We start from the raw sequence: 22,516 nt of genomic DNA on the forward strand, positions 1-22,516 counted from the left end.
ACCACGGGGCAGACGCCGCAAGAATCACAGAACGGGGTCTCAAGGACCTCTGGTACCCCGCGGCCGGGACCTCAGCCCCAGCCGCTCGCGGCCGCCATCGCCAGCGCCCGCTCGGCCCAGAAGCTGCCGGCGGCCGGGCCGCCGGCGCACTCCGCACCGCTGCCGTCGCTCTCCCCCGGGGGCTTGATCCACAGCCGGGCGTCCTGGTGGGAGCCGTCCTCGACGGCACCGGGATCGGCGCCGAACGGTCCCACCGGGACGGGGTTGCACCACTGCGAGCCGGGGCGGTCGGCTCCCCCGTTGCGGCCCGTGTCGACGACGTAGTGGGCCTCTCCGCCGAGCGCGGCGGTGAGGCTCTCGGCGTACTCCCGCTCGTCGGCGTCGCTCTGGTAGGCGGCCACGTTCGTCGAGAAGCCCCGCACGCGCTCCACGCCGACCTGCCGGAGCAGACCGGCCATGTCCTCCACGGAGCGCCAGTCGGAGTGCCCGGCGTCGACGTACGTCGGCACGTTCGCGTCGACCAGGCTGCCCACCGCACCCGCGAGCAGCCGCACGCGCTCGGCGGCGATCCCCGGGCAGTCGAAGGTCGAGGCGAGCCCGTCGGGCTCCAGCACCGCGACGGCGCGCCCGTTGCCGGCCGCCATCGCGGAGGCGATCTCGCCGACCCACGACGCGTACTCCTCGGGCGGCAGGCCGCCGGCGGACTCGGCACTCTGGCAGTCGCGGTCGGTGACGCCGTAGACGACGAAGACGGCGACCTCGCCGGACGCCGCGGCGTCCTCGGCGATCGGGCGGACGTACGAGCCGACCCGGCCCTGGCCCAGCGCCTCGGGCGTGAGCCAGATCGAGGTCGGCACGTCCGCGAGCCGGTCGAGCAGGGCGGCGTCGCCGCTGCGTCCCGTCGCCGCGGCGTCCGCGGAGGCGTCCGCGGCCTGGGTCCCGTCCTGCACGTAGAGGCCGCGACCCGCGAACGGGTTGTCGGCCTGGGCGTCGCTCCAGGGCAGCCGGCCGGTGAGCGGACCGTCGAGGACGGTCCAGGCGATCACGGCGGACGCGACGAGCGCCAGGACCGTGCCCAGCGCCCACCAGCGTCGACGCCGCCGCCGCTGCGTGTCCCGCGCCGCGGCGACCTCGCGGTCGGTGGGCCCGGGGCGCGCCGTCTGCCCCTGGCGGTTGACGGCCTCGACCACGGCCGGATCGGCGCGTCGCACGTGCCCCGGGAGATGACGGTGGCCGCTCAGCTCGGGACGGCGACCGTCCCGCTCGTCGCCGACCTCGTCGTTGCGCTTCGCCACGGGGCGAAGCGTAGTCGGCGCACCGCCCTAGAGTGAGGCACCATGACGAGAACAGTGGACGAGCGCTCGGAGCAGCACGTCGCGGACGTGTGCCGCCTGGACCCGGTGACGGCGACGTACCTGGGGGTGGCCGGCCACGACACCGAGCTGACCGACTACTCCCCCGAGGGCTACGAGGCGCGCCTCGACCTCGCCCGCTCCGCGCTGCGCGACGTCACCGCGGCGACCCCCGTCGACGAGCGCGAGGCCGTCGCTCGCGACGCGTTCCTCGAGCGCACGGGTCTCGAGGTGGAGTACGACGAGGCGGGCTTCGCGCGCGCCGAGATCAACGTGATCGCCTCCCCCGTGCAGGCGATCCGCGAGGTCTTCGACCTCATGCCGACCGAGGAGCCGGAGCACTGGGAGGCGATCGCCGCACGGCTCGACGCCGTGCCCGCCGCCCTCGCCGGCCTGCGCGTCACGCTGGCGGAGGAGGCGGCGCACGGGCGCGTGAGCGCGGCACGCCAGTACGCGCAGGTCGCCGCCCAGGTCGAGCGCTGGACCACCGGCAGCGGGGTCTTCGCCGACCTCGTCGCCCGCGGCGTCGCCGCCGGCACCGTGCCCGCGGGGCTGCAGCCCGCCCTCGAGCGGGGCGCGGCGGCCGCGACGCGGGCGTACGCCGACCTCGGTCTCTTCCTCAGCGACGAGATGGAGCCGCGCGGGCGCCGCGTCGAGGCCGTCGGCCCGGAGCAGTACGCCCTGGCCTCGCGGCTGTTCCTCGGCACCACGATCGACGTGGAGGAGACGTACGCCTGGGGCTGGGAGGAGCTGGCCCGGATCGAGGCGGACATGGCGGCCACCGCCGCCCGGGTCACGCCCGACGCCGCCGGGGTCGCGGGCGACGAGGCGATCCGCCGCGCGGTCGCCGTGCTCGAGGGCGACCTGTCGCGCCGCATCGAGGGCCGCGAGGCGTTCCGCGACTGGATGCAGCAGCTCGCCGACACCACGGTCGCGCATCTCGCCGACGTGCACTTCGACATCCCCGACCCGATGCGCCGCATCGAGTGCTGCCTCGCCCCCACCAACGAGGGCGGCATCTACTACACGGGCCCGAGCGAGGACTTCTCGCGCCCCGGGCGGATGTGGTGGTCGGTGCCCGAGGGTGTCGACACCTTCCACCCCTGGCGCGAGACCACCACGGTCTTCCACGAGGGCGTCCCGGGCCACCACCTGCAGGTGGGCCAGACGGCGTACCGCTCCGAGCTGCTCAACCGCTGGCAGCGCACCCTGTGCTGGGTCTCCGGGCACGGCGAGGGCTGGGCGCTGTACGCCGAGCGGCTCATGGACGAGCTGGGCCACCTCGACGACCCGGCCGACCGGCTCGGCATGCTGGACGCGCAGGGCTTCCGCGCCGCGCGGGTGATCGTCGACATCGGGATGCACCTGCAGCTCGAGATCCCGGCCGACAACCCCTTCGGCTTCCACCCGGGCGAGCGCTGGACCCCCGAGCTCGGCCTCGAGTTCATGCGCCAGCACAGCCGCGACGACGACGCGACCATCCGCTTCGAGGTCGACCGCTACCTGGGCTGGCCGGGCCAGGCCCCCAGCTACAAGGTCGGCGAGCGGGTCTGGCTCGAGATGCGCGAGGCGGCGCAGCGTCGCCACGGGTCGGCCTTCGACCTCAAGGCCTTCCACCGCGCGGCGCTCGACCTGGGCTCGATGGGCCTCGACCCGCTGGCCACCGCCCTCGCGCGGGTCTGAGCCGTGACCCGCCCACCCGGTCCGACCAACACGGTCCTCGACGTGCCCGGCCTCCGGGTGGGCCACGCGACCCGCACCGGCGACGGCTGGCTGACGGGCACCACGGTGGTGCTGCCCCCCGCGCACGGCGCGGTCGCCGGGGTCGACGTGCGCGGCGGCGGCCCCGGCACCCGCGAGACCGACCTGCTGGACCCCCGCAACCTGGTCGAGCGGGTGCACGCCGTGGTGCTCGGCGGCGGGTCGGCCCTCGGGCTGGCTGCCGCCGACGGCGTCGTCGCCGGCCTGCTCGACGACGGTGTCGGGTTCCCGATGGGCGCCGCCCCCGGTGACGTGGTGCCGATCGTGCCCGCGGCGATCCTGTTCGACCTGGGCCGCGGCGGCACGTTCCGCCACCACCCCGGCGCCGAGACCGGGGCGCAGGCGTACGCCGCCGCGTCCGGGAGCACCGACCCCACCGATCCCACTGGCCTGCACGGTGTCGTCGGGGCCGGCACGGGGGCCCGGGCCGGTGGTCTCAAGGGCGCGGTCGGCTCGGCGTCGTCGGTGCTGGCGGACGGCACCCGCGTCGGCGCGCTCGTCGCCGTCAACGCCGTGGGGTCGTGCGTCGACCCGGCCACCGGGGAGCTGTACGGCGCCGCGTGGTGCCGCCCCGACGACCTCCCGTCCGGCGGCCTGCGACGTCCCGACCCGCGCGACCTCGCCCGGGCCACCGACCTCGCCGCCGCCCTCGAGGCCGACCGCCCGGCGACGCTGGCGACCACCATCGGCGTGGTGGCGACCGACCTGCCGCTGACCAAGGCGGCCTGCGCCAAGGTCGCGGGCGTCGGCCACGACGGCCTCGCCCGGGCGATCGCCCCCGTGCACTCGATGTTCGACGGCGACACGCTGTTCGCGCTGTCGACGGCGGCGCCGGGGGCCGCGGCGCCCGACCCCGCGGCGTACCCGCTCGTCTTCCACGACCTGCTCACCGAGGCCGCGCACTGCGTGACCCGGGCGGTGGTGCGGGCGATGCTCGCCGCCACCTCGGTGACGACGCCGTGGGGCACGATGCGGTCCTACGCCGAGGCGTTCCCCAGCGCGTTCCCCGACGGCTCCCCCGGCACGCCGGCCGGCGGGTTGGAGGACCGCCCGTAGGGTCGGTCCGTGCCCTCCTCCACCGCCCGCGCCGAGCGTCTCGCTCTCGCCGACCTCGCCGAGCAGGTCGGCGCCGACGCCCCCACCCTGTGCGAGGGCTGGGTGGTGCGCGACCTGCTGGTCCACCTCCTCGTCCGCGAGCGCAACCCGCTGGCCCAGGCCGGCACCCTGCTGCCGCCGCTGCGCGGCCTGACCCGCCGGGCCGAGCGACGCTGGGGACGTGCGGACCTGCCGCTCCTGGCCGACCAGCTGCGTCGCCCGGTGCTCTCCTGGGCGTCGGTCCCGCTGCTGGACCGGCTGGCCAACACGGTCGAGATGTTCGTGCACCACGAGAACGTGCGTCGGGCGCAGGAGGGCTGGAGCCCCCGCGACCTGGGGGACGACGTCGAGGACGACCTGTGGCGCTCGCTGCGGCCGGTCGCCGCGATGGCGACCCGCACGGTGGGTGCCCCGGTGGTCGCGGTGGACTCGCGCACCGGGGCCGAGGCGACGGTACGCCGCGGTGACGGCCCCGCGGTCGTGCGCGGGCGCCCCTCCGAGGTGGTGCTCGCCCTGCTGGGTCGCACGCAGGTGCACGACGTGGAGATCACGGGCCCGGACCTGGCGGTGCGCCGCCTGCGCAACGCGACCCTGGGGTTCTGAGCCGCCGGCGACGCGCCGCTCGACACGCCTCTCAGCGCACCGGGTGGCCGGCGTCGGCCAGGGCTCCCTTGACGTCCGCGATCCGCAGCGTGCCGAAGTGGAACACCGTCGCGGCGAGCACGGCGTCGGCACCCGCGTCGACCGCCGGTGCGAAGTGCTCGGTGGCGCCCGCGCCGCCGGAGGCGATCACCGGGACCGAGACCTCGCGGCGCACGGCTGCGAGCAGCTCGAGGTCGAAGCCGTCCTGGGTGCCGTCGGCGTCCATGGCGTTGAGCAGGATCTCCCCCGCGCCCAGCTCGCTGGCGCGCGCGGCCCAGGCGACGGCGTCGACGCCGGCGGAGCGGCGGCCTCCGTGCGTGGTGACCTCGAAGCCCGAGTCCGTGGGTGTGCCACCCGCCGGGACGCGTCGGGCGTCGACGGAGAGCACCAGCACCTGGTTGCCGAACCGGTCGGCGATGTCGGCGACCAGCTCGGGCCGCGTCAGCGCCGCGGTGTTGACCGCGACCTTGTCGGCCCCGGCGCGCAGCATCCGGTCGACGTCGGCGACCTCGCGGATGCCCCCTCCCACCGTCAGCGGGATGAAGACCTGCTCGGCGGTGGCCGAGACGATCTCCAGGGTCGTCGCCCGGCCCTCGTGGGAGGCCGAGATGTCGAGGAACGTCAGCTCGTCGGCGCCCTCGGCGTCGTAGGTCCGGGCCAGCTCGACCGGGTCGCCGGCGTCACGAAGCTCGCGGAAGTTGATCCCCTTGACGACGCGGCCCCCGTCGACGTCGAGGCACGGGATCACCCGCACGGCGAGGCTCACGCGCGCTCCCCGCGGGTGATCACGAGGGCGTCGGCGAGCGTGAACCGGCCCTCGTAGAGCGCCGTGCCCGCGATGGCGCCCTCGACCCCGTCGGGCACCAGCGCGACGAGGGCGCGGATGTCGTCGAGGGTCGTGACGCCGCCGGAGGCGATCACCGGACGGTCGGTGGCGGCGCACACGTCGCGCAGCAGCTGCAGGTTGGGCCCGGCCAGCATCCCGTCCTTGTTCACGTCGGTGACGACGTAGCGGGCGCAGCCTTCCGCGTCGAGACGCGCGAGCGTCTCGTAGAGGTCGCCGCCCTCGCGGGTCCAGCCGCGGGCGGCCAGGGTCCGGCCGCGGACGTCGAGGCCCACGGCGATCCGATCGCCGTGCTCCGCGATCGCGCGGGCGCACCACTCGGGGTGCTCCATCGCCGCCGTGCCGATGTTGACCCGTCGGCACCCCGTGGCCAGGGCGGCCTCGAGCGAGGCGTCGTCGCGGATGCCGCCGCTGATCTCGACGTCGATGTCGAGCCGACCGACGATCTCGGCCTGCAGCGCGCGGTTGCTGCCGACGCCGAACGCGCCGTCGAGGTCGACCAGGTGCAGCCACTCGGCACCCTCGGTCTGCCAGCGCAGCGCCGCGGTGACCGGGTCGCCGTAGCGCCGCTCGGTGCCGTCGACCCCCTGCGTGAGCTGGACGGCCTGCCCGCCCTTGAGGTCCACCGCCGGGAGCAGCTGCAGGCGGTCGGCGTCGTGCGTGTTCTCGGGCGAGCTCATGAGAGGGTTCCGATCCAGTTGCGCAGGAGGGCGGCGCCGGCGTCGCCCGACTTCTCGGGGTGGAACTGGGTGGCCCACAGCGGACCGTTCTCCACCGCGGCCACGAAGCGGTCGGGAGCGGGGGCGTCCTCGCCGCCGTCCCCCGGCGCGCCCGGGGCGCCGTGCGAGGCCCACGTGACCAGCGGAGCGCGGGTGCGGTCGTTGGTGACCAGGTCCCACGAGCGGGCGGCGTAGGAGTGGACGAAGTAGAACCGCTCGTCCTCGATGCCCGCGAACAGCTGCGAGCCCTGCGGCACCTCGACGGTGTTCCAGCCCATGTGCGGCACCACCGGTGCCTGCAGGCGGTCGACCGTGCCGGGCCACTCCCCGCAGCCGGCCGTCTCCACGCCGTGCTCGACACCGCGGTCGAACAGGATCTGCATGCCCACGCAGATGCCCAGCACCGGGCGGCCGCCGGACAGGCGGCGACCGATGATCTCGTCGCCCCGCACGGCGCGCAGACCGGCCATGCACGCGGCGTACGCCCCGACGCCCGGCACCAGCAGACCGTCGGCGTCGAGCGCGGCCTGCTTGTCGGAGGTCAGCTCGACCTGGGCGCCGGCGCGCTCGACGGCGCGCACGGCGGAGCGGAGGTTGCCCGACCCGTAGTCGAGGACGACGACGCGCGGGGCGCCACCGCTCACAGCGTGCCCTTCGTGGACGGCACGCCCGTCTCGCGCGGGTCCAGCGCGACGGCGTCGCGGAACGCGCGGGCGAACGCCTTGAACTGCGTCTCGACGATGTGGTGCGGCTCGCGACCGGCCAGCACGCGCACGTGCAGGGCGAGGTGGCCGTGGAAGGCGATGGTCTCGAAGACGTGCTTCGTCAGGGAGCCGAGGTAGGAGACGCCCGAGCCGCCGAGCTGGACGTACTGCTGGCCCTCGGGCTCGCCGGTGTGCACGCAGTAGGGACGACCGGAGATGTCGACGACGGCCTGCACGAGCGCCTCGTCGAGCGGGACGGTGGCGTCGCCGAAGCGACGCGTGCCCGCCTTGTCGCCGAGCGCCTGGCGGATCGCCTGGCCCAGCACGATCGCCGTGTCCTCGACCGTGTGGTGGGCGTCGATCCACGTGTCGCCCTCGGCGCGCACCGTCAGGTCGACCAGCGCGTGGCGCGCGAACGCGGTGAGCATGTGGTCGTAGAAGCCGACGCCGGTGGCGATGTCGTGACGTCCGGTGCCGTCGACGTCGATCTCGACGACGATCTTCGACTCGCTCGTGGTGCGCTCGAGGCGCGCCGTGCGCGTGCTGCTCACTGGTTCTCCTTGGTGACGATCGTCAGGGCGTCCCGGAACGCCGCCATCTCCTCCGGGGTGCCGACCGAGACGCGCAGCCAGCCCTCGGGTCCGGTCTCGCGGATCAGCACACCGCGCTCCAGCAGACCCTGCCAGACCGCGTGCCGGTCCGCGAACCGGCCGAACAGCACGAAGTTCGCGTCCGAGTCGGCCACGTCGTGGCCCTGCGCCCGCAGCCAGTCGACGAGCGTGTCGCGCTCGCCGCGCAGCGCGTCGACCTGCCCCAGCAGCGCGTCCGCGTGCCGCAGCGCCGCCAGCGCGACCGCCTGGGTGGTCGCGGACAGGTGGTAGGGCAGCCGCACGACCCGGATCGCGTCGGCGATCGCCGGGTGCGCGGCGAGGTAGCCGAGCCGGAGGCCGGCGCCCGCGAACGCCTTGCTCATGGTGCGGGTGACCACGAGGTTGCGGTGGACCGGCAGGAGCTCGAGGGCGCTGGGGGTGCCGGCGCGCCGGAACTCGCCGTACGCCTCGTCGACCACCACGACACCGTCGTCGCCGACCGCGCCGCACAGCACGTCGACGGCCTCCGGCGAGAGCGCCGTGCCGGTCGGGTTGTTCGGGCTCGGCAGCAGCACGACGCTCGGCCGGTGCTCGCCCACCGCGGCGCGGGCCGCGTCGAGGTCGAGGGTGAAGTCCTCGGCCCGGCGTCCGGCGACCCAGGCGGTGTGGGTGTCGCGGGCGTACTCGGGGTACATCGAGTAGGTCGGCGCGAAGCTGAGCGCCGTGCGCCCCGGCCCGCCGAAGGCCTGCAGGAGCTGCAGCATCACCTCGTTCGAGCCGTTGGCCGCCCACACCTGCTCCGGCGCCACCGGCGCCTGGCCCGGCGCCACGTCGCGCGAGAGGTAGGCCGCCAGCGCCGCCCGCAGCTCCACGAACTCGCGGTCGGGGTAGCGGTTCAGCGTCTCGGCAGCCCGCGCCACGGACTCGGCGATGTCGGCCACGCAGGCCGCGGGCGGGGCGTACGGGTTCTCGTTGACGTTGAGCGCGTACGGCACGTCGAGCTGCGGAGCCCCGTAGGGCTCGATGCCGCGCAGCTCCTCGCGCAGCGGCGGCCAGGCGCCGGCGCCGACCTCGGCGCCGGACCCGGACGTCACCGGAACCTCACCCGCACCGCCGCGCCGTGACCCGGCAGGTCCTCGGCCTCGGCCAGCGTCACGACGTGGTCCGCGACCTCCTCCAGGCCCTCGCGCGAGTACTCCACGACGTGGATCGACTTGGTGAACGCGCGCACCGACAGACCGGACGAGTGGCAGGCGCACCCGGCCGTGGGGAGCACGTGGTTGGAGCCGGCGCAGTAGTCGCCGAGGCTGACCGGGGCGTACGGACCGACGAAGACCGCGCCCGCGTTGCGCACCCGCGCCGCCACGCCCGCGGCGTCGGCGGTGTGGATCTCGAGGTGCTCGGCCGCGTACGCGTTGACGACGTCGAGGCCCTGGGCGACGTCGTCGACCAGCACGACGCCGGACTGGCGACCCGCCAGGCTGGTGCGGATCCGGTCGACGTGCTTGGTGACGCCGACCTGCTTGTCCAGCTCGGCGTCGACGTCGTCGGCCAACGTCGTGCTGGGCGTGACCAGCACGGACGCGGCCAGCGGGTCGTGCTCGGCCTGGCTGATCAGGTCGGCGGCGACGTACGCGGCGTCCGCGGTGTCGTCGGCGAGGATCGCGATCTCCGTCGGACCGGCCTCCGAGTCGATGCCCACCAGACCCTTGAGCAGGCGCTTGGCGGTGACCACCCAGATGTTGCCGGGACCGGTGACGAGGTCGACCTTGCGGCAGGGACCGGTGCCGTGCGCGAACATGGCGATCGCCTGGGCGCCGCCCACGGCGTACACCTCGTCCACGCCCAGCAGCGCGCACGCCGCCAGGATGGTCGGGTGCACCGAGCCGCCGAACGCCTTCTGCGGCGGGCTCGCGAGCGCGATCGACTCCACGCCCGCGACCTGCGCGGGCACGACGTTCATCAGCACGCTGGACACCAGCGGCGCCAGGCCGCCCGGCACGTAGAGGCCGACCCGCTCGACGGGCACCTTCCGGTGGGTGACCCGAGCGCCCGGCGCGAGGTCGGTGACGGCGTCGCGCTCGAGCTCCGCCTCGCAGGTCGCGCGCAGCCGGCGCACCGACTCCTCGAGACCGGCGCGGATCGCGGGGTCGAGCTCGGCGAGCGCCTTCTCGGTCGCGCCGGCGGGCACCCGGATGTCGTCGAGACGGACGCCGTCGAAGCGCTCGCCCAGCTCGAGGATCGCCTCCACGCCGCCGGTGCGCACCTGCTCGGTGATCGCGTGCACGGCGGGCACCGCCGCCTCGACGTCGAAGTCGGCGCGCGGCACGACGGCCCGGTAGTCCACGGATCCGGGGGTCGCTCCGCGAAGGTCGATGCGGCGCAGGCTCATGGTCCCCGATTCTAGGCGCCGTCCAGGCGTCCTCCCCCATCGCGCCCGCGGGGTGGGCCGAGGCCGAGCGGGGTGTGCGGCCGTCCCCCGGACTTGGGCCGCACGCTCTAGGGTCGTCACCGTGAGCGACGACACGAGCGGCGACTCGAGCAGCGACCCGGGGCCCGAGGAGCAGGCGGCGTCCGTGCGGCTGCCGATGTTCCCCCTGGGCGCGGTCCTGTTCCCGGGGCTCACCGTGCCGCTGCGTGTCTTCGAGGACCGCTACCTCGCCCTGGTGCAGCACCTGCTCGCGCAGCCCGACCCCGCCGAACGCGTCTTCGGCTCGGTGGCGATCCGGGAGGGCTACGAGGTCGGCAGCCGCGGCAACCAGTCGCTGCACCGGGTCGGCTGCCGCCTCCAGCTGACCGAGGTGGAGGAGGGTGACGACGGCACGCTCGAGGTGGTCGCCGTGTGCCGCGACCGCTTCCGGCTCGACTCCCTCGAGGTCGACGGACCGTTCCCCGTCGGCGACGGCGAGGTGCTGCCGGAGCCCACCGAGCGGGTGGACCCCGAGGTGGCCGACCACGCCGACGCCCTCTTCGCCGCCTACCAGGCGGTGGTGGCCGAGATCGGCGGCAACGTCGTCGCCGGCGCGATGCCCGGCGACCCGACGTACCGGTCCTGGGCGATGTCGGCGGTCGCGCCCCTCCCGCTCCCGGACCGGCAGCGGCTGCTGGAGACCGACAGCACGACCGAGCGCTTCGAGCTCCTCGCGGAGTTCTTCGCCGCCGAGCTGCGCGCGATCAACGTCATCCCCTCCCTGCCGGCGGTGCAGCTCAACCGCACCGGCTGGTCCCCCAACTGAGCGTGGCGCGCAAGAAGGCCGTGGGCCCGGCCGGATCGGGCGGTACGCCCGCCACCGTCGCCCTCGCGCAGGCCGGGGTGGCCTTCACCGCCCGCCCCTACGAGCACGATCCTCGCGCGACCTCCTACGGGCTCGAGGCGGCCGAGGCCCTCGGCGTGGACCCGGCCCGTGTCCTCAAGACCCTGGTCGTCGACCTCGACGGCGAGCTCTGCGTCGGCGTCGTCCCGGTGGCCGGGCAGCTGGACCTCAAGGCCGTCGCCGGCGCCCTGGGCGGTCGTCGGGCCCGGATGGCCGAGGTGGCCGCCGCGGAGCGGACAACGGGCTACGTCGCCGGCGGCATCAGCCCGCTCGGGCAGAAGCGACGGCTGCGCACGGTGGTGGACTCCTCCGCGCTCGAGCACGCCACGGTGCTGTGCTCAGGCGGGCGGCGTGGGCTCGACGTCGAGCTGGCGCCCGCCGACCTCGTCGCGCTGACCGGCGCGGTCGTCGCGCCCGTCGCCCGCGACTGAGCCCCGCTCGGCACCGTGTTCACTTGGCTGTCGACGCAGCCGACCCTTGCCACCGCGGAGGGTGACCTGCGACACTCCGGGCTCCCCCGATTCATGATCACGATGATGAGGATTGGAGAGCGGTGTGAGCGAGGAGCGCACGACCCCCGACGTCGACGCGACGGTGGACCGCTGGCTCGAGGACTTCGCGACGGCCGTCGGTGACGGCGACCCCGGGGCGGCACCGACGCTGTTCGACGACGATGCCTGGTGGCGCGACCTGCTCGCCTTCACCTGGGACCTGCGCACCGCCCACGGGCTGTCCGCGATCGCGCGTCTCCTCGCCGACGGCAGCGTCGGCGGGGCGCTCGCGCCCGTCCGAGCGGGCGCCGCGAGCCTGGTCGATAGCGGGGCGGAGCCGTGGATCCAGGCAGTGGTCGACCTCGAGACCCCGGTGCTGCGGGGGCGGGGCGTGCTGCGGCTGGTCGAGCGCGACGGCGCCTGGAAGGCCTGGACGCTGCTGACCGCTGCCGAGTCGCTGGTCGGTCACGAGGAGCGCACCGGCACCCGCCGGCCCGCCGGAGGGGCGCAGGGCGCCGACCGGCTGGGTCGAGGGTGGGCCGACGGACGTCGGCGCCGCCACGAGCTCGCGGACGGTGACCCGGCCGTCCTCGTCGTCGGCGCCGGCCACAGCGGGCTCGGACTGGCCGCACGGCTCGGCTGCATGGGCGTCGACACGCTCGTGGTCGACCGCAACGAGCGCATCGGCGACAACTGGCGGCACCGCTACGACTCCCTCGTGCTGCACGACCCGGTCTGGTACGACCACCTGCCGTACGTCCCGTTCCCCAGCAGCTGGCCCGTCTTCACGCCGAAGGACAAGCTGGCCGACTGGTTGGAGTCGTACGCGGGCACCATGGACCTGAACGTGTGGACCGGCACCGAGCTGGTCGACAGCAGCTTCGACCCCGGGACGGGCACCTGGACGGTCACCCTGACGGGGCCTCAGGGCACGCGCACGATCCGGCCACGCCACGTGGTCCTGGCGACCGGCGTCAGCGGCACCGAGCCGAACGTGCCGGACCTGCCCGGGGCGGCCGACTTCGACGGCACGCTGTGCCACTCCAGCGGGTTCCCGCGGGGCGCGGACCTCGCCGGCCGACGAGCCGTCGTCGTCGGCAGCTGCAACAGCGGCCACGACATCGCCCAGGAGCTGTACGAGAAGGGCGCTGCCGTCACGATGGTGCAGCGCTCCCCCACCTACGTCGTGAGCGTCGCCGCCTCCGGCATGGCCATGGCGGGCCTCTACGACGAGACGGGCCCGCCGACGGACGTCGCCGACCTCCTGGGTGCGTCGTTCCCGTTCGCCGCCGTGCCGGAGGTCCACCGGGCGACCACCGCGGCGATGGCGGAGGTGGACCGCGACATCCTGACCCGGCTGGAGCAGGTGGGCTTCCTGCTGTCCTCGGGCATCGACGGCACCGGCGCCCTGCAGCTGTTCCTGCAGAAGGGCGGCGGGTACTACATCGACGTCGGCGCCTCGGCGCTCCTCGCGGACGGTCTCATCGGGCTCCGCTCGGGGGTCGGGGTCGCCCGGGTCACCCCCGGCGGTCTCGAGCTCGACGACGGGACCTCGATCGACGCGGACCTCGTCGTCCTCGCGACCGGCTACCAGAGCATGGTCGCCACGGCCCGACGGCTGCTCGGCGACGAGGTGGCCGGCAGGTGCGGACCGGTCTGGGGCCTCGACGAGGAGGGCGAGCTCCGCGGCGTGTGGCGACGATCGGGCCACGACGGGCTGTGGTTCATGGGCGGCAACCTCGCGATGGCCCGCTTCTACGGGGGCTTCCTCGCGCTGCAGATCCTCGCCGCCGAGGTCGGGGCCGCCGTCCCCGACCCGTCGACGAACGACGCTCGTCGGGACGACCCGGCGAGCACCACCTCTCGGAAGGCAGTGACATGACCGCACCACTCTCGGGCAAGGTCGCCCTCATCACCGGAGCAGCGCGCGGGCAGGGACGCAGCCACGCGCTGCGCCTGGCGCGCGACGGGGCCTCGATCATCGCCGTCGACCTGTGTGCCCCCGTCGACAGTGTCGCGGGCTACTACGACCTGCCCACCCCCGAGGACCTCGCCGAGACGGTCCGGCAGGTCGAGGCGGCCGGCGGACGGATCGTCGCCACCCAGACCGACGTGCGCGACCTCGACGAGCTGCGTCGGGTCGTCGACGCCGGCGCCGCGGAGCTCGGCGGCGTGCACGTCGTCGTCGCCAACGCCGGCATCTTCACCTTCGGCTCCCGCACGCACGAGATCGACCCCCTCGCGTGGAAAGAGCTGATGGACATCAACGTCACCGGCGTGTGGCACACCTACGCCGCGGCCGCTCCGCACCTGCTCGACGCGGGCCCGGGCGGCTCGGTGATCATCATCGCCTCGCTCGCGGGCTTCAAGGGGCTGGCGAACGTGGCGGCCTACACCACGACCAAGCACGCCATCGTCGGGCTCATGAAGGTGCTGGCCAACGAGCTCGGCCCCGCCGGGATCCGGGTCAACACCATCCACCCCAACTCGATCGACACCGAGATGGTCAAGAACGTCCGCACCTACCGCCTCTTCCGGCCGGACCTCGACGAGCCTCGCGCCGAGGATGCCGAAGCAGCGTTCGCGGGGCTCAACCCGATGGGCAAGGCGTGGATCGAGAGCGAGCACGTCTCCAACGCCGTGGCCTGGCTGGCCTCCGACCAGTCGTACTACGTGTCGGGGGGCCAGATCCCCGTCGACGGCGGGGCGTCGGTGCAGTGACCCGCGCCGGCGGCGCCGCCACCGTCAGCCGGGGACGCGCCCGGCGGCCACGGCGGCCCCGTCGGAGCGGCCCGCCTCCCCCGCCTCGCCGGACCCGCCCGTGCCAGGCCCGCCGCCGGCCGAGCCCGCCGGGGCCTCGTCGTCGCGACGCCGCACGAGGAACACCCCCGCGGTCGCCGTCAGCGCCGCCGCAGGCGCCGCGAGGTACGCCCCCGTGCCCTCCACCCGCAGGTCGACCAGCACGCGGGAGCCGTCCTCGCTGCGGGCCGCGACCGCGTCCGCGTCCTCGGGGCCGAGCAGGTGTCCGGTCAACGCCATCAGCAGACCGGCGGCGACCCCCGCCGCCACGGAGACGCCGAGCGCGCCCCACGGCTGCCGCCCGTGGCGGCGGGCGGCCAGCAGGCCGCCCACGAGACCGACGACCGTGGCCACCACGAGGTAGCGCGCCGTGCCGGTGATCGAGCCCTCGATGCTCGTCGTGCGCCAGTAGAACTCCCCGCCCGAGGCGACGCCCGTGACCGGGTGCCACCACCAGAACCAGACGAACGCTCCGACGACGGCCAGCTCGAGGAACAACCGCACCGTGCCCGCGTAGCGCCGCGCGTGCTCAGACGCGGACATCGACGCCGCCCAGGCAGCCGGGGCCGAGCAGGGCCTTGAGATCGGCGTACAGCGCCGGGCTGGGGGTCACCCGCAGGCGGTCGTCCAGCTTGAGCAGGGTCGTCGTCCCACGGGTCAGCAGCTTCAGGTGCACCTCGGTCATGCCCGGGTGGGTGCCGAGCACCTCGCGCAGCTGGCCGACCACCGGCGGTGTGCAGCGCGTCGACGGCAGCGACAGCACGACGGGGCCGCTGGGGCCCTCGGTCAGGTCGGGGACGCTGACCTCCTGGCCGCGGATCTCCGGCTGCTCCTTGTCCTTCGAGAGCGCCCCGGTGACCCGGATGATCGAGTCGGGCACGAGGTGCTGCGCCACGAGCTGGTAGCTGCTGGGGAAGAACAGCACCTCGATGCCGCCCTCGAGGTCCTCGAGCGTGACCGTCGCCCAGGCGTCGCCCTTCTTCGTGATCTTGCGCTGCACCGCGGTCACCAGGCCGCTGACCGTGATCCGCGACCCGTGCGGGCGCTCCTCGTCGAGCAGCAGCTGGCCGACGGTGGCGTCCGTGCCCTGCGAGAGCACGTGCTCGAGGCCCAGCAGCGGGTGGTCGGAGACGTAGAGGCCCAGCATCTCCCGCTCGTGACCGAGCAGGGTCATCTTGTCCCACTCGTCGAGGTCGGGGATCGTCACGCTGATCCCGAAGCCCTGGTCGTCGGCGTCGTCGAGACCGCCGAACAACGAGTCCTGGCCGATGGCCTCGTTCTTCTTGATGTCGACGAACTGGTCGACGGCCGTCTCGTGGACGGCCACGAGGGCGCGGCGGCGGTGCTTGAGGTCGTCGAACCCGCCGGCCTTGACCAGCGACTCGATCACGCGCTTGTTGCACGCCTGCAGCGGCACCTTGCTCATGAAGTCGTTGAAGTCGGTGAAGCGGCCCTTCTCCTCCCGCGCTCCGACGATGTGGTCGACGACGTTCCACCCCACGTTGCGGATCGCGGTCAGCCCGAATCGGACGTCGGTGCCCACCGGAGTGAAGTTGTGCGACGACTCGTTGACGTCGGGCGGGAGCACCTGGATCTTCATCCGCCGGCACTCGTTGAGGTAGATGGCCGACTTGTCCTTGTCGTCCTTCACCGAGGTCAGCAGGGCGGCCATGTACTCCGCCGGGTAGTTCGCCTTCAGGTACGCCGTCCAGTACGACACCACGCCGTAGGCAGCCGAGTGGGCCTTGTTGAAGGCGTAGTCGGAGAACGGGAGCAGGATCTCCCACAGCGCTGTGATGGCGGCCTGGGAGTAGCCGCGCTCGAGCATGCCGCCCTGGAACCCGGCGTACTGCTTGTCGAGCTCCTCCTTCTTCTTCTTGCCCATCGCGCGGCGCAGGTTGTCGGCCTGCCCCAGGCTGAAGCCCGCCAGCACCTGGGCGATCTCCATGACCTGCTCCTGGTACACGATCAGACCGTAGGTCTCGCCGAGCACCGTCTCGAGCGGCTTCTCGAGCTCGGGGTGGATCGGCTCGATGGGCTCCCGGCCGTTCTTGCGCCGTGCGTACTTGTTGTGCGAGTCCGCGCCCATCGGGCCGGGTCGGTAGAGCGCGCCGACCGCGGAGATGTCCGCGAACTTGTCGGGGCGCATGCTGCGCAGCAGCGCACGCATCGGCCCGCCGTCGAGCTGGAACACCCCTAGCGTGTCGCCGCGCGAGAGCAGGTCGTAGGTCGCCTGGTCGTCGAACGGCAGGTCCTCCAGCACCACCGTCTCGCCGCGGTTGGCCTCGATGTTGCGCACCGCGTCGTCGAGGACGGTGAGGTTGCGCAGACCCAGGAAGTCCATCTTGACCAACCCGAGCGACTCGCACATCGGGTAGTCGAACTGCGTGATGATCGCGCCGTCCTGCTCGCGCTTCATGATCGGCACGACGTCGATCAGGGGCGCGCTCGACATGATCACGCCGGCCGCGTGCACGCCCCACTGGCGGATCTGGCCCTCGAGACCGACGGCCGTCTCGTAGATGGTGCGCACGTCGTGGTCCGCGGCGTGCAGCTCGCGGAACTCGCCGCCGTCGTTGTAGCGCTTGTGGCCCTCGTTGAAGAGCTCCTTGAGCGGCACGCCCTTGCCCATGATGTCGGCGGGCAGCGCCTTCGTGATCTTGTCGCTGACCGCGAAGCCGTAGTCGAGGACGCGGGCGGCGTCCTTGATCGCCTGCTTGGCCTTGATCCGGCCGAAGGTGGCGATGTACGCCACGTACTCCGAGCCGTACTTGTTGACCACGTACTGGATGACCTCGGTGCGCCGACGCTCGTCGAAGTCGATGTCGAAGTCGGGCATCGAGGGGCGCTCGGGGTTGAGGAAGCGCTCGAAGATCAGGCCGTGCTCGAGGGGGCACAGGTCGGTGATCCGCAGCGCGTACGCCGCGATCGAACCCGCGCCGGAGCCACGGCCCGGTCCGACCCGGATCCCGTTGTCCTTCGACCACTGGATGAAGTCGGCGACCACGAGGAAGTAGCCGCAGTAGCCCTTCGCGGCGACGACGCCGAGCTCCATCTCGACGCGGTCGCGGACCTCGTCGGTCAGCTTGTCGCCCGGGTAGCGCGACTCGATCCCGCGCCAGACCTCCTTGCGGAACCAGGACTCCTCGGTCTCCCCCGCCGGGATGTCGGCGCGCGCCATGTAGCCGCCGGTCGACTCGGTGAAGTCGACCGAGCACCGCTCGGCGATCTCGAGGGTGTTGTCGCACGCGTCCGGCATGCCGAACCGGTCGGCCCACAGCTCGCGCATCTCGGCGGCCGACTTGATGTAGTAACCGCCGCCGTCGAACTTCAGCCGGTTCGGGTCGGCCAGTCGGCGGCCCGAGGCGACGCAGATCAGGGCGTCCTGGGCGTCGGCGTCCTCCGGGTTGTTGTAGTGCGAGTCGTTGGTGGCGACGCGCGGGATCTCGAGCTCCTTGCCGAGGCGCAGCAGGTCGTCGCGCACCCGCTTCTCGATGTCGATCCCGTGGTCCATCAGCTCGAGGTAGAAGTTCTCCTTGCCGAAGATCTCCTGGAACTCGCCCGCGGAGCGCTTGGCCTCCTCGTACTGCCCCAGCCGCAGCCGCGTCTGGATCTCCCCCGAGGGGCACCCGGTGGTCGCGATCAGGCCCTTGCCGTAGGTCTGCAGGAGCTCGCGGTCCGCGCGGGGCTTGTAGTAGTACCCCTCCAGGCTCGACTTCGAGGAGAGCCGGAAGAGGTTGTGCATCCCCTCCGTGCTGGAGGCCCACATCGTCATGTGGGTGTACGCACCACCGCCGGCGACGTCGTTGCCGCTCTCCTCCTTGGTGTCGCCCTTGCCCCAGCGCACGCGGCGGCGCTCGCTGCGGTGCGTCTGCGGCGTCAGGTACGCCTCGATCCCGATGATCGGGTTCACGCCGTGCTTGCGGCCCTTGGACCAGAAGTCGTACGCCCCGTGCAGGTTGCCGTGGTCGGTCATGGCGATCGCCGGCATCCCGAGGTCGACGACGCGCGAGAAGAGCCCGTCGAGGAGCGAGGCACCGTCGAGCATCGAGTACTCGGTGTGGACGTGCAGGTGGACGAACGAGTCGGAGGATCCGGCAGCCATGGGGGTCAGCGCACTCCTAGGCGGGCGAGGCGAACAGATGCGGACGAACGGTGCAGGCGCGAGGCCCGTGGCCGGGTCGGGAGCCGTCGGGGAAGGACGTCAGCCTACGTGACCAGCGGCCCCCAACCTGCCACCCGCCACCGACAGTCCCGCGCCTGCGCGGACCGGGGCCTCAGTGGGCGTCGCGGATGACCTCGAGCGCCTGCGCGAGGTCGTCGGGGTAGGGCGAGGAGTAGCTCACGTACTCCCCCGACCCCGGGTGCTCGAAGCCCAGCCGGACCGCGTGCAGCCACTGCCGCTCGACCCCCGCGCGGCGCGCCAGCGTCGGGTCCGCGCCGTAGGTGAGGTCGCCCACGCACGGGTGCTTGAGCGCCGACATGTGCACGCGGATCTGGTGCGTGCGCCCCGTCTCCAGGTGGATCTCGAGGAGGCTCGCGAAGCGGTGCGCCTCGAGCGTCTCGTAGTGCGTCACGCTCGGACGACCGTCCGCCCGCACCGCGAACTTCCAGTCCGAGCGCGGGTGCCGGGCGATCGGGGCGTCGACCGTGCCCGTGTGCGGGTCGGGGTGGCCCTGCACGAGCGCGTGGTAGATCTTGTCGATCTCGCGGCGCCGGAAGGCGTTCTTCAGGCGGGAGTACGCCGTCTCCGACTTGCAGATCACCATGACGCCGGAGGTGCCGACGTCGAGACGCTGCACGATGCCCTGGCGCTCGGAGGCGCCGCTGGTCGCGATCCGGAAGCCGGCGCCGGCCAGGTGACCGACGACCGTCGGTCCCTTCCAGCCCGGCGAGGGGTGCACGGCGACGCCGACGGGCTTGTCGATCACGACGATGTCGTCGTCGTCGTGGATGATCCCGATGCCCTCGACGATCTCCGGCACGACCTCGAGCGGGTCGACGACCGACGGGATCGTGACCTCCAGCATCGCCCCCGCCCCGACCCGGTCGGACTTGGCGACGGTGGCGCCGTCGAGGGCGACCTGACCGTCGGCGATGAGCTCGGCCGCCCGCGTGCGACTGAGCCCGAACATGCGGGCCATCGCGGCGTCGACGCGCTCGCCGGCGAGCCCGTCGGGCACGAGGACGACCCTCAGGTCGCCGCTCATGCCCCGCGCTCCCGGCCGACCTCGTCGGCGTCGGCACCATCCTCCGCGTCGTGCTGGGTGTCGTCCTGGGTGTCGTCCTGGGTGTCGTCCTGGGCGTCGTCGTCGGCCACGTGGTCCTCGTCGCGGGTGCCGTCCAGCCGGATGCCGCGGAAGGCCTGCACGACGATCAGCACGGCAGCGACGTTGATGCACACGTCGGCCACGTTGAAGATCGGGAAGTTGGGCAGCTCGAACATGTCGACCACGTGCCCGTGGAACGGTGCGGGGTCGCGCAGGATGCGGTCCGTGAGGTTGCCGGTCACGCCGGCCAGCAGCACGCCCATCGCCACGGCCCACAGGGGGCTGCCGATGCGTCGGCTGAGCACGAGGATCGCCACCGTCGCGACGATCGCGACGATCGAGATGACGACGGTGAAGTCGGTGCCGAGGCTGAACGCGGCGCCGGGGTTGAACGCGAGCCGCAGACCGAACAGGTCACCGACCAGCGGGATCCGTCCCTCGCCGTCGAGCCGCGTGACGGCGAGCTGCTTGCTCACCTGGTCGACCGCGTAGAGCGTCAGCGCGATGATCGCGAACACCACCCGCAGACGGCGGCGGGAGGACGGGACGGACGGTTCTGGGTCGCCCGAGCCGGGGCTCAGCGACGCTCCTCGCGCTGCTTGCATGACACGCACAGTGTGGCACGCGGGAAGGCCATGACGCGCATCTTCGGGATCGGCCGGGCGCAGGAGGCGCACACCCCGAAGTCGCCGCCCACCAGGCGGCGCAGGGACCGCTCGATCTGGGCCAGCGTCTCCCGCTCGCTGGAGACGAGGTGCAACTCCTGGTCGCGCTCGAGGTTGGCCGCCCCGAGGTCGGCGGCATCCGCGCCGGCACCGTCACCGCCGTCCGCGAGGAGGCCCGCCAGCTCGGCCTCCTGCACGGCCAGCCGCTCGGTGAGGTGGCGGCGCTGGCCGAGCAGCTCGTCGACGACCTCGGCCACCTCGGCCCGCGTCCACGGCTCGTCGCCGTCGGCGACCGGGAGCGAGGCGGGGTCGAGGTCCGTAAGAGCAGCGGAGTCGTCGAGCTGGTCCGTCATGGCGGCGCACCCTTCGTAGGCCCGGCCGTCGACCGAGGCGGTGCCGGGAGACTAGCCAAGGACCACCCCGCACACCAGCGACGGCCGACCACCCCGGGGGTGGTCGGCCGTCGCCGTGATCGTCTCCGTCAGCCGGGAGGCTCAGCCCTCGTCGTCGCCGAGGATCGAGCGCAGGCGCTTCGGCGCCGTGCCCGACTCGCTGCTGGCGTGCTGGACGTCGCTGCCGCCGCCCAGCGCCTCGAGCTGCTGCGTGAAGTACGTCTTGAGGCGCGAGCGGTACTCCCGCTCGAAGGAGCGGAGCCGCTCCACCTCGCCGTTGAGCTTGTCGCGCTCGCGCTCGAGGTCGCCGAACATCTGCTGGCGACGCTCCGCCGTCTCGGTGTCGAGCATCTGCGAGCGCGTGCGGGCGTCCGCCTCCATGCGGTCGGCCTTGCCCTTGGACTCCGCCTCGAGGCGCTCGGCCTTGGTGCGGGCCTCGCCGATGATCCGGTCGGCCTCGTTCTTGGCGTCGTCGACGAGCTCGTCGGCGTTGCGCGTGGCGATCTCGAGCAGGCGCGCCGCGGCGTTGGATGCCTGCGGGACCGTCTCGACCCGGATCGTCTCGACGCCGCCCGCGACCGGGGCGGCGGCAGGAGCCGGGGTCGGCACGGGGGCCGGAGCGGGAGCCGGGGTCGGCTCGGGCTTCGGCTCGGGCGCCTTCTCGAACACGGGGGCCGGGGCAGGAGCGCTGCTGCCGCCCGACGCCTGCGCGGCCGCCAGCTTCGACCGGAGGTCCTCGTTCTCGCGGGTCAGGCGCGCGAGCTCCGCCTCGACCTCGTCGAGGAACTGGTCGACCTCACCCATGTCGTAGCCCTCGCGGAGCCGGACAGGCGTGAAGCGCTTGTTGCTCACATCCTCAGGCGTCAGTGGCATGACCACACCCATTCATCTCGTCGGCTTGCAGAAACGTTCCGCGCAACCCTAGCGCCTCCGGCGGCGCCGGGCGCATCCCACCTGTCCGGTCGTTCACGCGGACAGCAGGAGGCTGCGGTTGACCTCCAGCAGCACCAGGCTGCCGATGAGCACGATCAGGAAGCTCAGGTCGAGTGCGAAGTTCCCCAGGCGCAGCGGGGGGATGACCTTGCGCAGCGCCTTGATCGGGGGATCGGTCGTCGAGTAGACGACCTCGAGAACGACGAGGAGGATCCCTCGAGGCTCCCAGGAGCGGGCGAACACCTGGACCCAGTCCACGACGAACCGGATCCAGAGCATGGCGATGAAGACGAACAGGACGCCTTCGACGACCTGGCCGATGATGTTGGCTGCCACCCGCGCTCAGCTCTGGTTGAAGAATCCGCCGGTGACGATGCGCGCCTTGTCCTCGGCGGCGACGGAGACGTTGGGCGGGGACAGCAGGAAGACCTTGTTCGTCACCCGCTCGATGGTGCCACGCGTGGCGAAGACCAGACCCGCCGCGAAGTCGACGAGCCGCTTCGCGTCGGAGTCGTCCATCTCGGACAGGTTCATGATCACGGGGATCCCGTCGCGGAAGTGCTCCCCCACCGTGCGGGCCTCGTTGTAGGTCCGCGGGTGCACGGTGATGATCCGCGAGAGCTCCGCGACGGTGGGTGCCGACGGGACGGCGCTGATGTGGCCGCCCTGGGTCGACGGGCCGCCCTGGGCGACCTGCGTGCGGCGACGCTCGCTGATGTCGGCCACGGGCGCGGGCGTCTTCTCGGCCGCGGTCGCGGCGGCGGGGCGACGGCGCGCGGGCCGCTCCTCACGCTCCGACTCCCGGGAGTCCCGCGCGTCACGGGTGCCGTCGAGCTCGTCGTCGTACTCGTCGTAGCCCGCGTCCTCGACCAGGCCGAGGTACTCGCCGATCTTGCGCATCGCGCCGCTCATGATGACTTCCTCAGGAGATCAGGCGTGCCCGCA

General features: G+C 73.3%; 22 protein-coding genes. 7 read left to right on the forward strand and 15 right to left on the reverse strand.

What is annotated here, in order from left to right; genetic code table 11:
* Positions 1-71: 71 nt before the first annotated feature.
* Positions 72-1,295 (reverse strand): glycoside hydrolase family 6 protein, encoded by a 1,224-nt coding sequence (locus tag RDV89_RS06505; protein ID WP_315732131.1) that lies wholly within the window; start codon positions 1,293-1,295, stop codon positions 72-74.
* A 42-nt stretch (positions 1,296-1,337) separates the two neighbouring features.
* On the opposite strand from RDV89_RS06505, the gene RDV89_RS06510 reads away from it, so the two are divergent.
* Genes RDV89_RS06510 through RDV89_RS06520 form a run of 3 tightly spaced genes read left to right on the forward strand, consistent with a single transcriptional unit; the run spans position 1,338 to position 4,811 of the window.
* Positions 1,338-3,035: a DUF885 domain-containing protein gene (locus RDV89_RS06510; protein ID WP_315732132.1), complete on the forward strand. Its 1,698-nt coding sequence runs from the start codon at positions 1,338-1,340 to the stop codon at positions 3,033-3,035.
* A 3-nt stretch (positions 3,036-3,038) separates the two neighbouring features.
* Entirely contained in the window at positions 3,039-4,169 is a 1,131-nt protein-coding gene (locus RDV89_RS06515; RefSeq protein ID WP_315732133.1) for a P1 family peptidase, read from the forward strand.
* Positions 4,170-4,178: 9 nt separating this feature from the next.
* The gene (locus RDV89_RS06520) at positions 4,179-4,811 is read left to right on the forward strand and encodes a TIGR03085 family metal-binding protein (protein WP_315732134.1); all 633 of its coding nucleotides are present in this window, start codon (positions 4,179-4,181) and stop codon (positions 4,809-4,811) included.
* Between the two features lie 31 nt (positions 4,812-4,842).
* Here the strand turns inward: RDV89_RS06520 and hisF are convergent, their stop codons facing one another.
* Genes hisF through hisD form a run of 6 tightly spaced genes read right to left on the reverse strand, consistent with a single transcriptional unit; the run spans position 4,843 to position 10,099 of the window.
* Positions 4,843-5,616 (reverse strand): imidazole glycerol phosphate synthase subunit HisF, encoded by a 774-nt coding sequence (gene hisF, locus RDV89_RS06525; protein ID WP_315732135.1) that lies wholly within the window; start codon positions 5,614-5,616, stop codon positions 4,843-4,845.
* Positions 5,613-6,374 (reverse strand): bifunctional 1-(5-phosphoribosyl)-5-((5-phosphoribosylamino)methylideneamino)imidazole-4-carboxamide isomerase/phosphoribosylanthranilate isomerase PriA, encoded by a 762-nt coding sequence (gene priA, locus RDV89_RS06530; protein WP_315732136.1) that lies wholly within the window; start codon positions 6,372-6,374, stop codon positions 5,613-5,615. Before priA ends, hisF begins: the two co-directional genes overlap by 4 nt.
* Positions 6,371-7,057 carry an imidazole glycerol phosphate synthase subunit HisH gene (hisH, locus tag RDV89_RS06535; protein ID WP_315732137.1) on the reverse strand — a complete coding sequence of 229 codons (687 nt, stop codon included), beginning with the start codon at positions 7,055-7,057 and terminating at the stop codon, positions 6,371-6,373. The genes priA and hisH overlap by 4 nt, the downstream gene beginning before the upstream one ends.
* On the reverse strand, positions 7,054-7,668 hold the full coding sequence (gene hisB / locus RDV89_RS06540) for an imidazoleglycerol-phosphate dehydratase HisB (RefSeq protein WP_315732138.1): 615 nt from the start codon (positions 7,666-7,668) through the stop codon (positions 7,054-7,056). The genes hisH and hisB overlap by 4 nt, the downstream gene beginning before the upstream one ends.
* Positions 7,665-8,801, reverse strand: coding sequence for a histidinol-phosphate transaminase (locus RDV89_RS06545; RefSeq protein ID WP_315732139.1), 1,137 nt, complete (start codon positions 8,799-8,801; stop codon positions 7,665-7,667). The genes hisB and RDV89_RS06545 overlap by 4 nt, the downstream gene beginning before the upstream one ends.
* Entirely contained in the window at positions 8,798-10,099 is a 1,302-nt protein-coding gene (hisD, locus tag RDV89_RS06550; RefSeq protein ID WP_315732140.1) for a histidinol dehydrogenase, read from the reverse strand. Before hisD ends, RDV89_RS06545 begins: the two co-directional genes overlap by 4 nt.
* A 121-nt stretch (positions 10,100-10,220) precedes the next feature.
* Here hisD and RDV89_RS06555 point away from each other — a divergent pair, with 121 nt between their 5' ends.
* The 4 genes from RDV89_RS06555 (at position 10,221) to RDV89_RS06570 (ending at position 14,233) form a co-directional block, all read left to right on the forward strand.
* Positions 10,221-10,943 (forward strand): LON peptidase substrate-binding domain-containing protein, encoded by a 723-nt coding sequence (locus tag RDV89_RS06555; RefSeq protein ID WP_315732141.1) that lies wholly within the window; start codon positions 10,221-10,223, stop codon positions 10,941-10,943.
* A 2-nt stretch (positions 10,944-10,945) separates the two neighbouring features.
* On the forward strand, positions 10,946-11,452 hold the full coding sequence (ybaK, locus tag RDV89_RS06560) for a Cys-tRNA(Pro) deacylase (protein ID WP_315732142.1): 507 nt from the start codon (positions 10,946-10,948) through the stop codon (positions 11,450-11,452).
* A gap of 124 nt (positions 11,453-11,576) precedes the next feature.
* Complete coding sequence (locus RDV89_RS06565) at positions 11,577-13,394, forward strand: flavin-containing monooxygenase (protein ID WP_315732143.1); 1,818 nt, start codon at positions 11,577-11,579, stop codon at positions 13,392-13,394.
* Entirely contained in the window at positions 13,391-14,233 is an 843-nt protein-coding gene (locus tag RDV89_RS06570; protein WP_315732144.1) for a mycofactocin-coupled SDR family oxidoreductase, read from the forward strand. The genes RDV89_RS06565 and RDV89_RS06570 overlap by 4 nt, the downstream gene beginning before the upstream one ends.
* A 24-nt stretch (positions 14,234-14,257) precedes the next feature.
* Here RDV89_RS06570 and RDV89_RS06575 read toward each other — a convergent pair whose 3' ends face one another.
* The 8 genes from RDV89_RS06575 to RDV89_RS06610 form a co-directional block, all read right to left on the reverse strand.
* Complete coding sequence (locus tag RDV89_RS06575; RefSeq protein ID WP_315732145.1) at positions 14,258-14,854, reverse strand: hypothetical protein; 597 nt, start codon at positions 14,852-14,854, stop codon at positions 14,258-14,260.
* Positions 14,841-18,416, reverse strand: coding sequence for a DNA polymerase III subunit alpha (gene dnaE, locus RDV89_RS06580; protein WP_315732146.1), 3,576 nt, complete (start codon positions 18,414-18,416; stop codon positions 14,841-14,843). The genes RDV89_RS06575 and dnaE overlap by 14 nt, the downstream gene beginning before the upstream one ends.
* Positions 18,417-18,588: 172 nt before the next feature.
* Positions 18,589-19,509, reverse strand: a complete 921-nt coding sequence (locus RDV89_RS06585) for an RluA family pseudouridine synthase (protein WP_438823262.1) — start codon at positions 19,507-19,509, stop codon at positions 18,589-18,591.
* A gap of 8 nt (positions 19,510-19,517) precedes the next feature.
* On the reverse strand, positions 19,518-20,186 hold the full coding sequence (gene lspA / locus RDV89_RS06590; protein WP_315732148.1) for a signal peptidase II: 669 nt from the start codon (positions 20,184-20,186) through the stop codon (positions 19,518-19,520).
* Positions 20,159-20,599, reverse strand: coding sequence for a TraR/DksA family transcriptional regulator (locus tag RDV89_RS06595; protein ID WP_315732149.1), 441 nt, complete (start codon positions 20,597-20,599; stop codon positions 20,159-20,161). Before RDV89_RS06595 ends, lspA begins: the two co-directional genes overlap by 28 nt.
* A gap of 141 nt (positions 20,600-20,740) precedes the next feature.
* Positions 20,741-21,523 (reverse strand): DivIVA domain-containing protein, encoded by a 783-nt coding sequence (locus RDV89_RS06600; protein WP_315732150.1) that lies wholly within the window; start codon positions 21,521-21,523, stop codon positions 20,741-20,743.
* 81 nt (positions 21,524-21,604) lie between these two features.
* Positions 21,605-21,907, reverse strand: coding sequence for a YggT family protein (locus tag RDV89_RS06605; protein ID WP_315732151.1), 303 nt, complete (start codon positions 21,905-21,907; stop codon positions 21,605-21,607).
* A gap of 6 nt (positions 21,908-21,913) precedes the next feature.
* Positions 21,914-22,483, reverse strand: coding sequence for a cell division protein SepF (locus RDV89_RS06610; RefSeq protein ID WP_315732152.1), 570 nt, complete (start codon positions 22,481-22,483; stop codon positions 21,914-21,916).
* Positions 22,484-22,516: the final 33 nt, after the last annotated feature.

Source organism: Nocardioides imazamoxiresistens (genome assembly GCF_032378595.1).
GTDB lineage: Bacteria > Actinomycetota > Actinomycetes > Propionibacteriales > Nocardioidaceae > Nocardioides > Nocardioides imazamoxiresistens.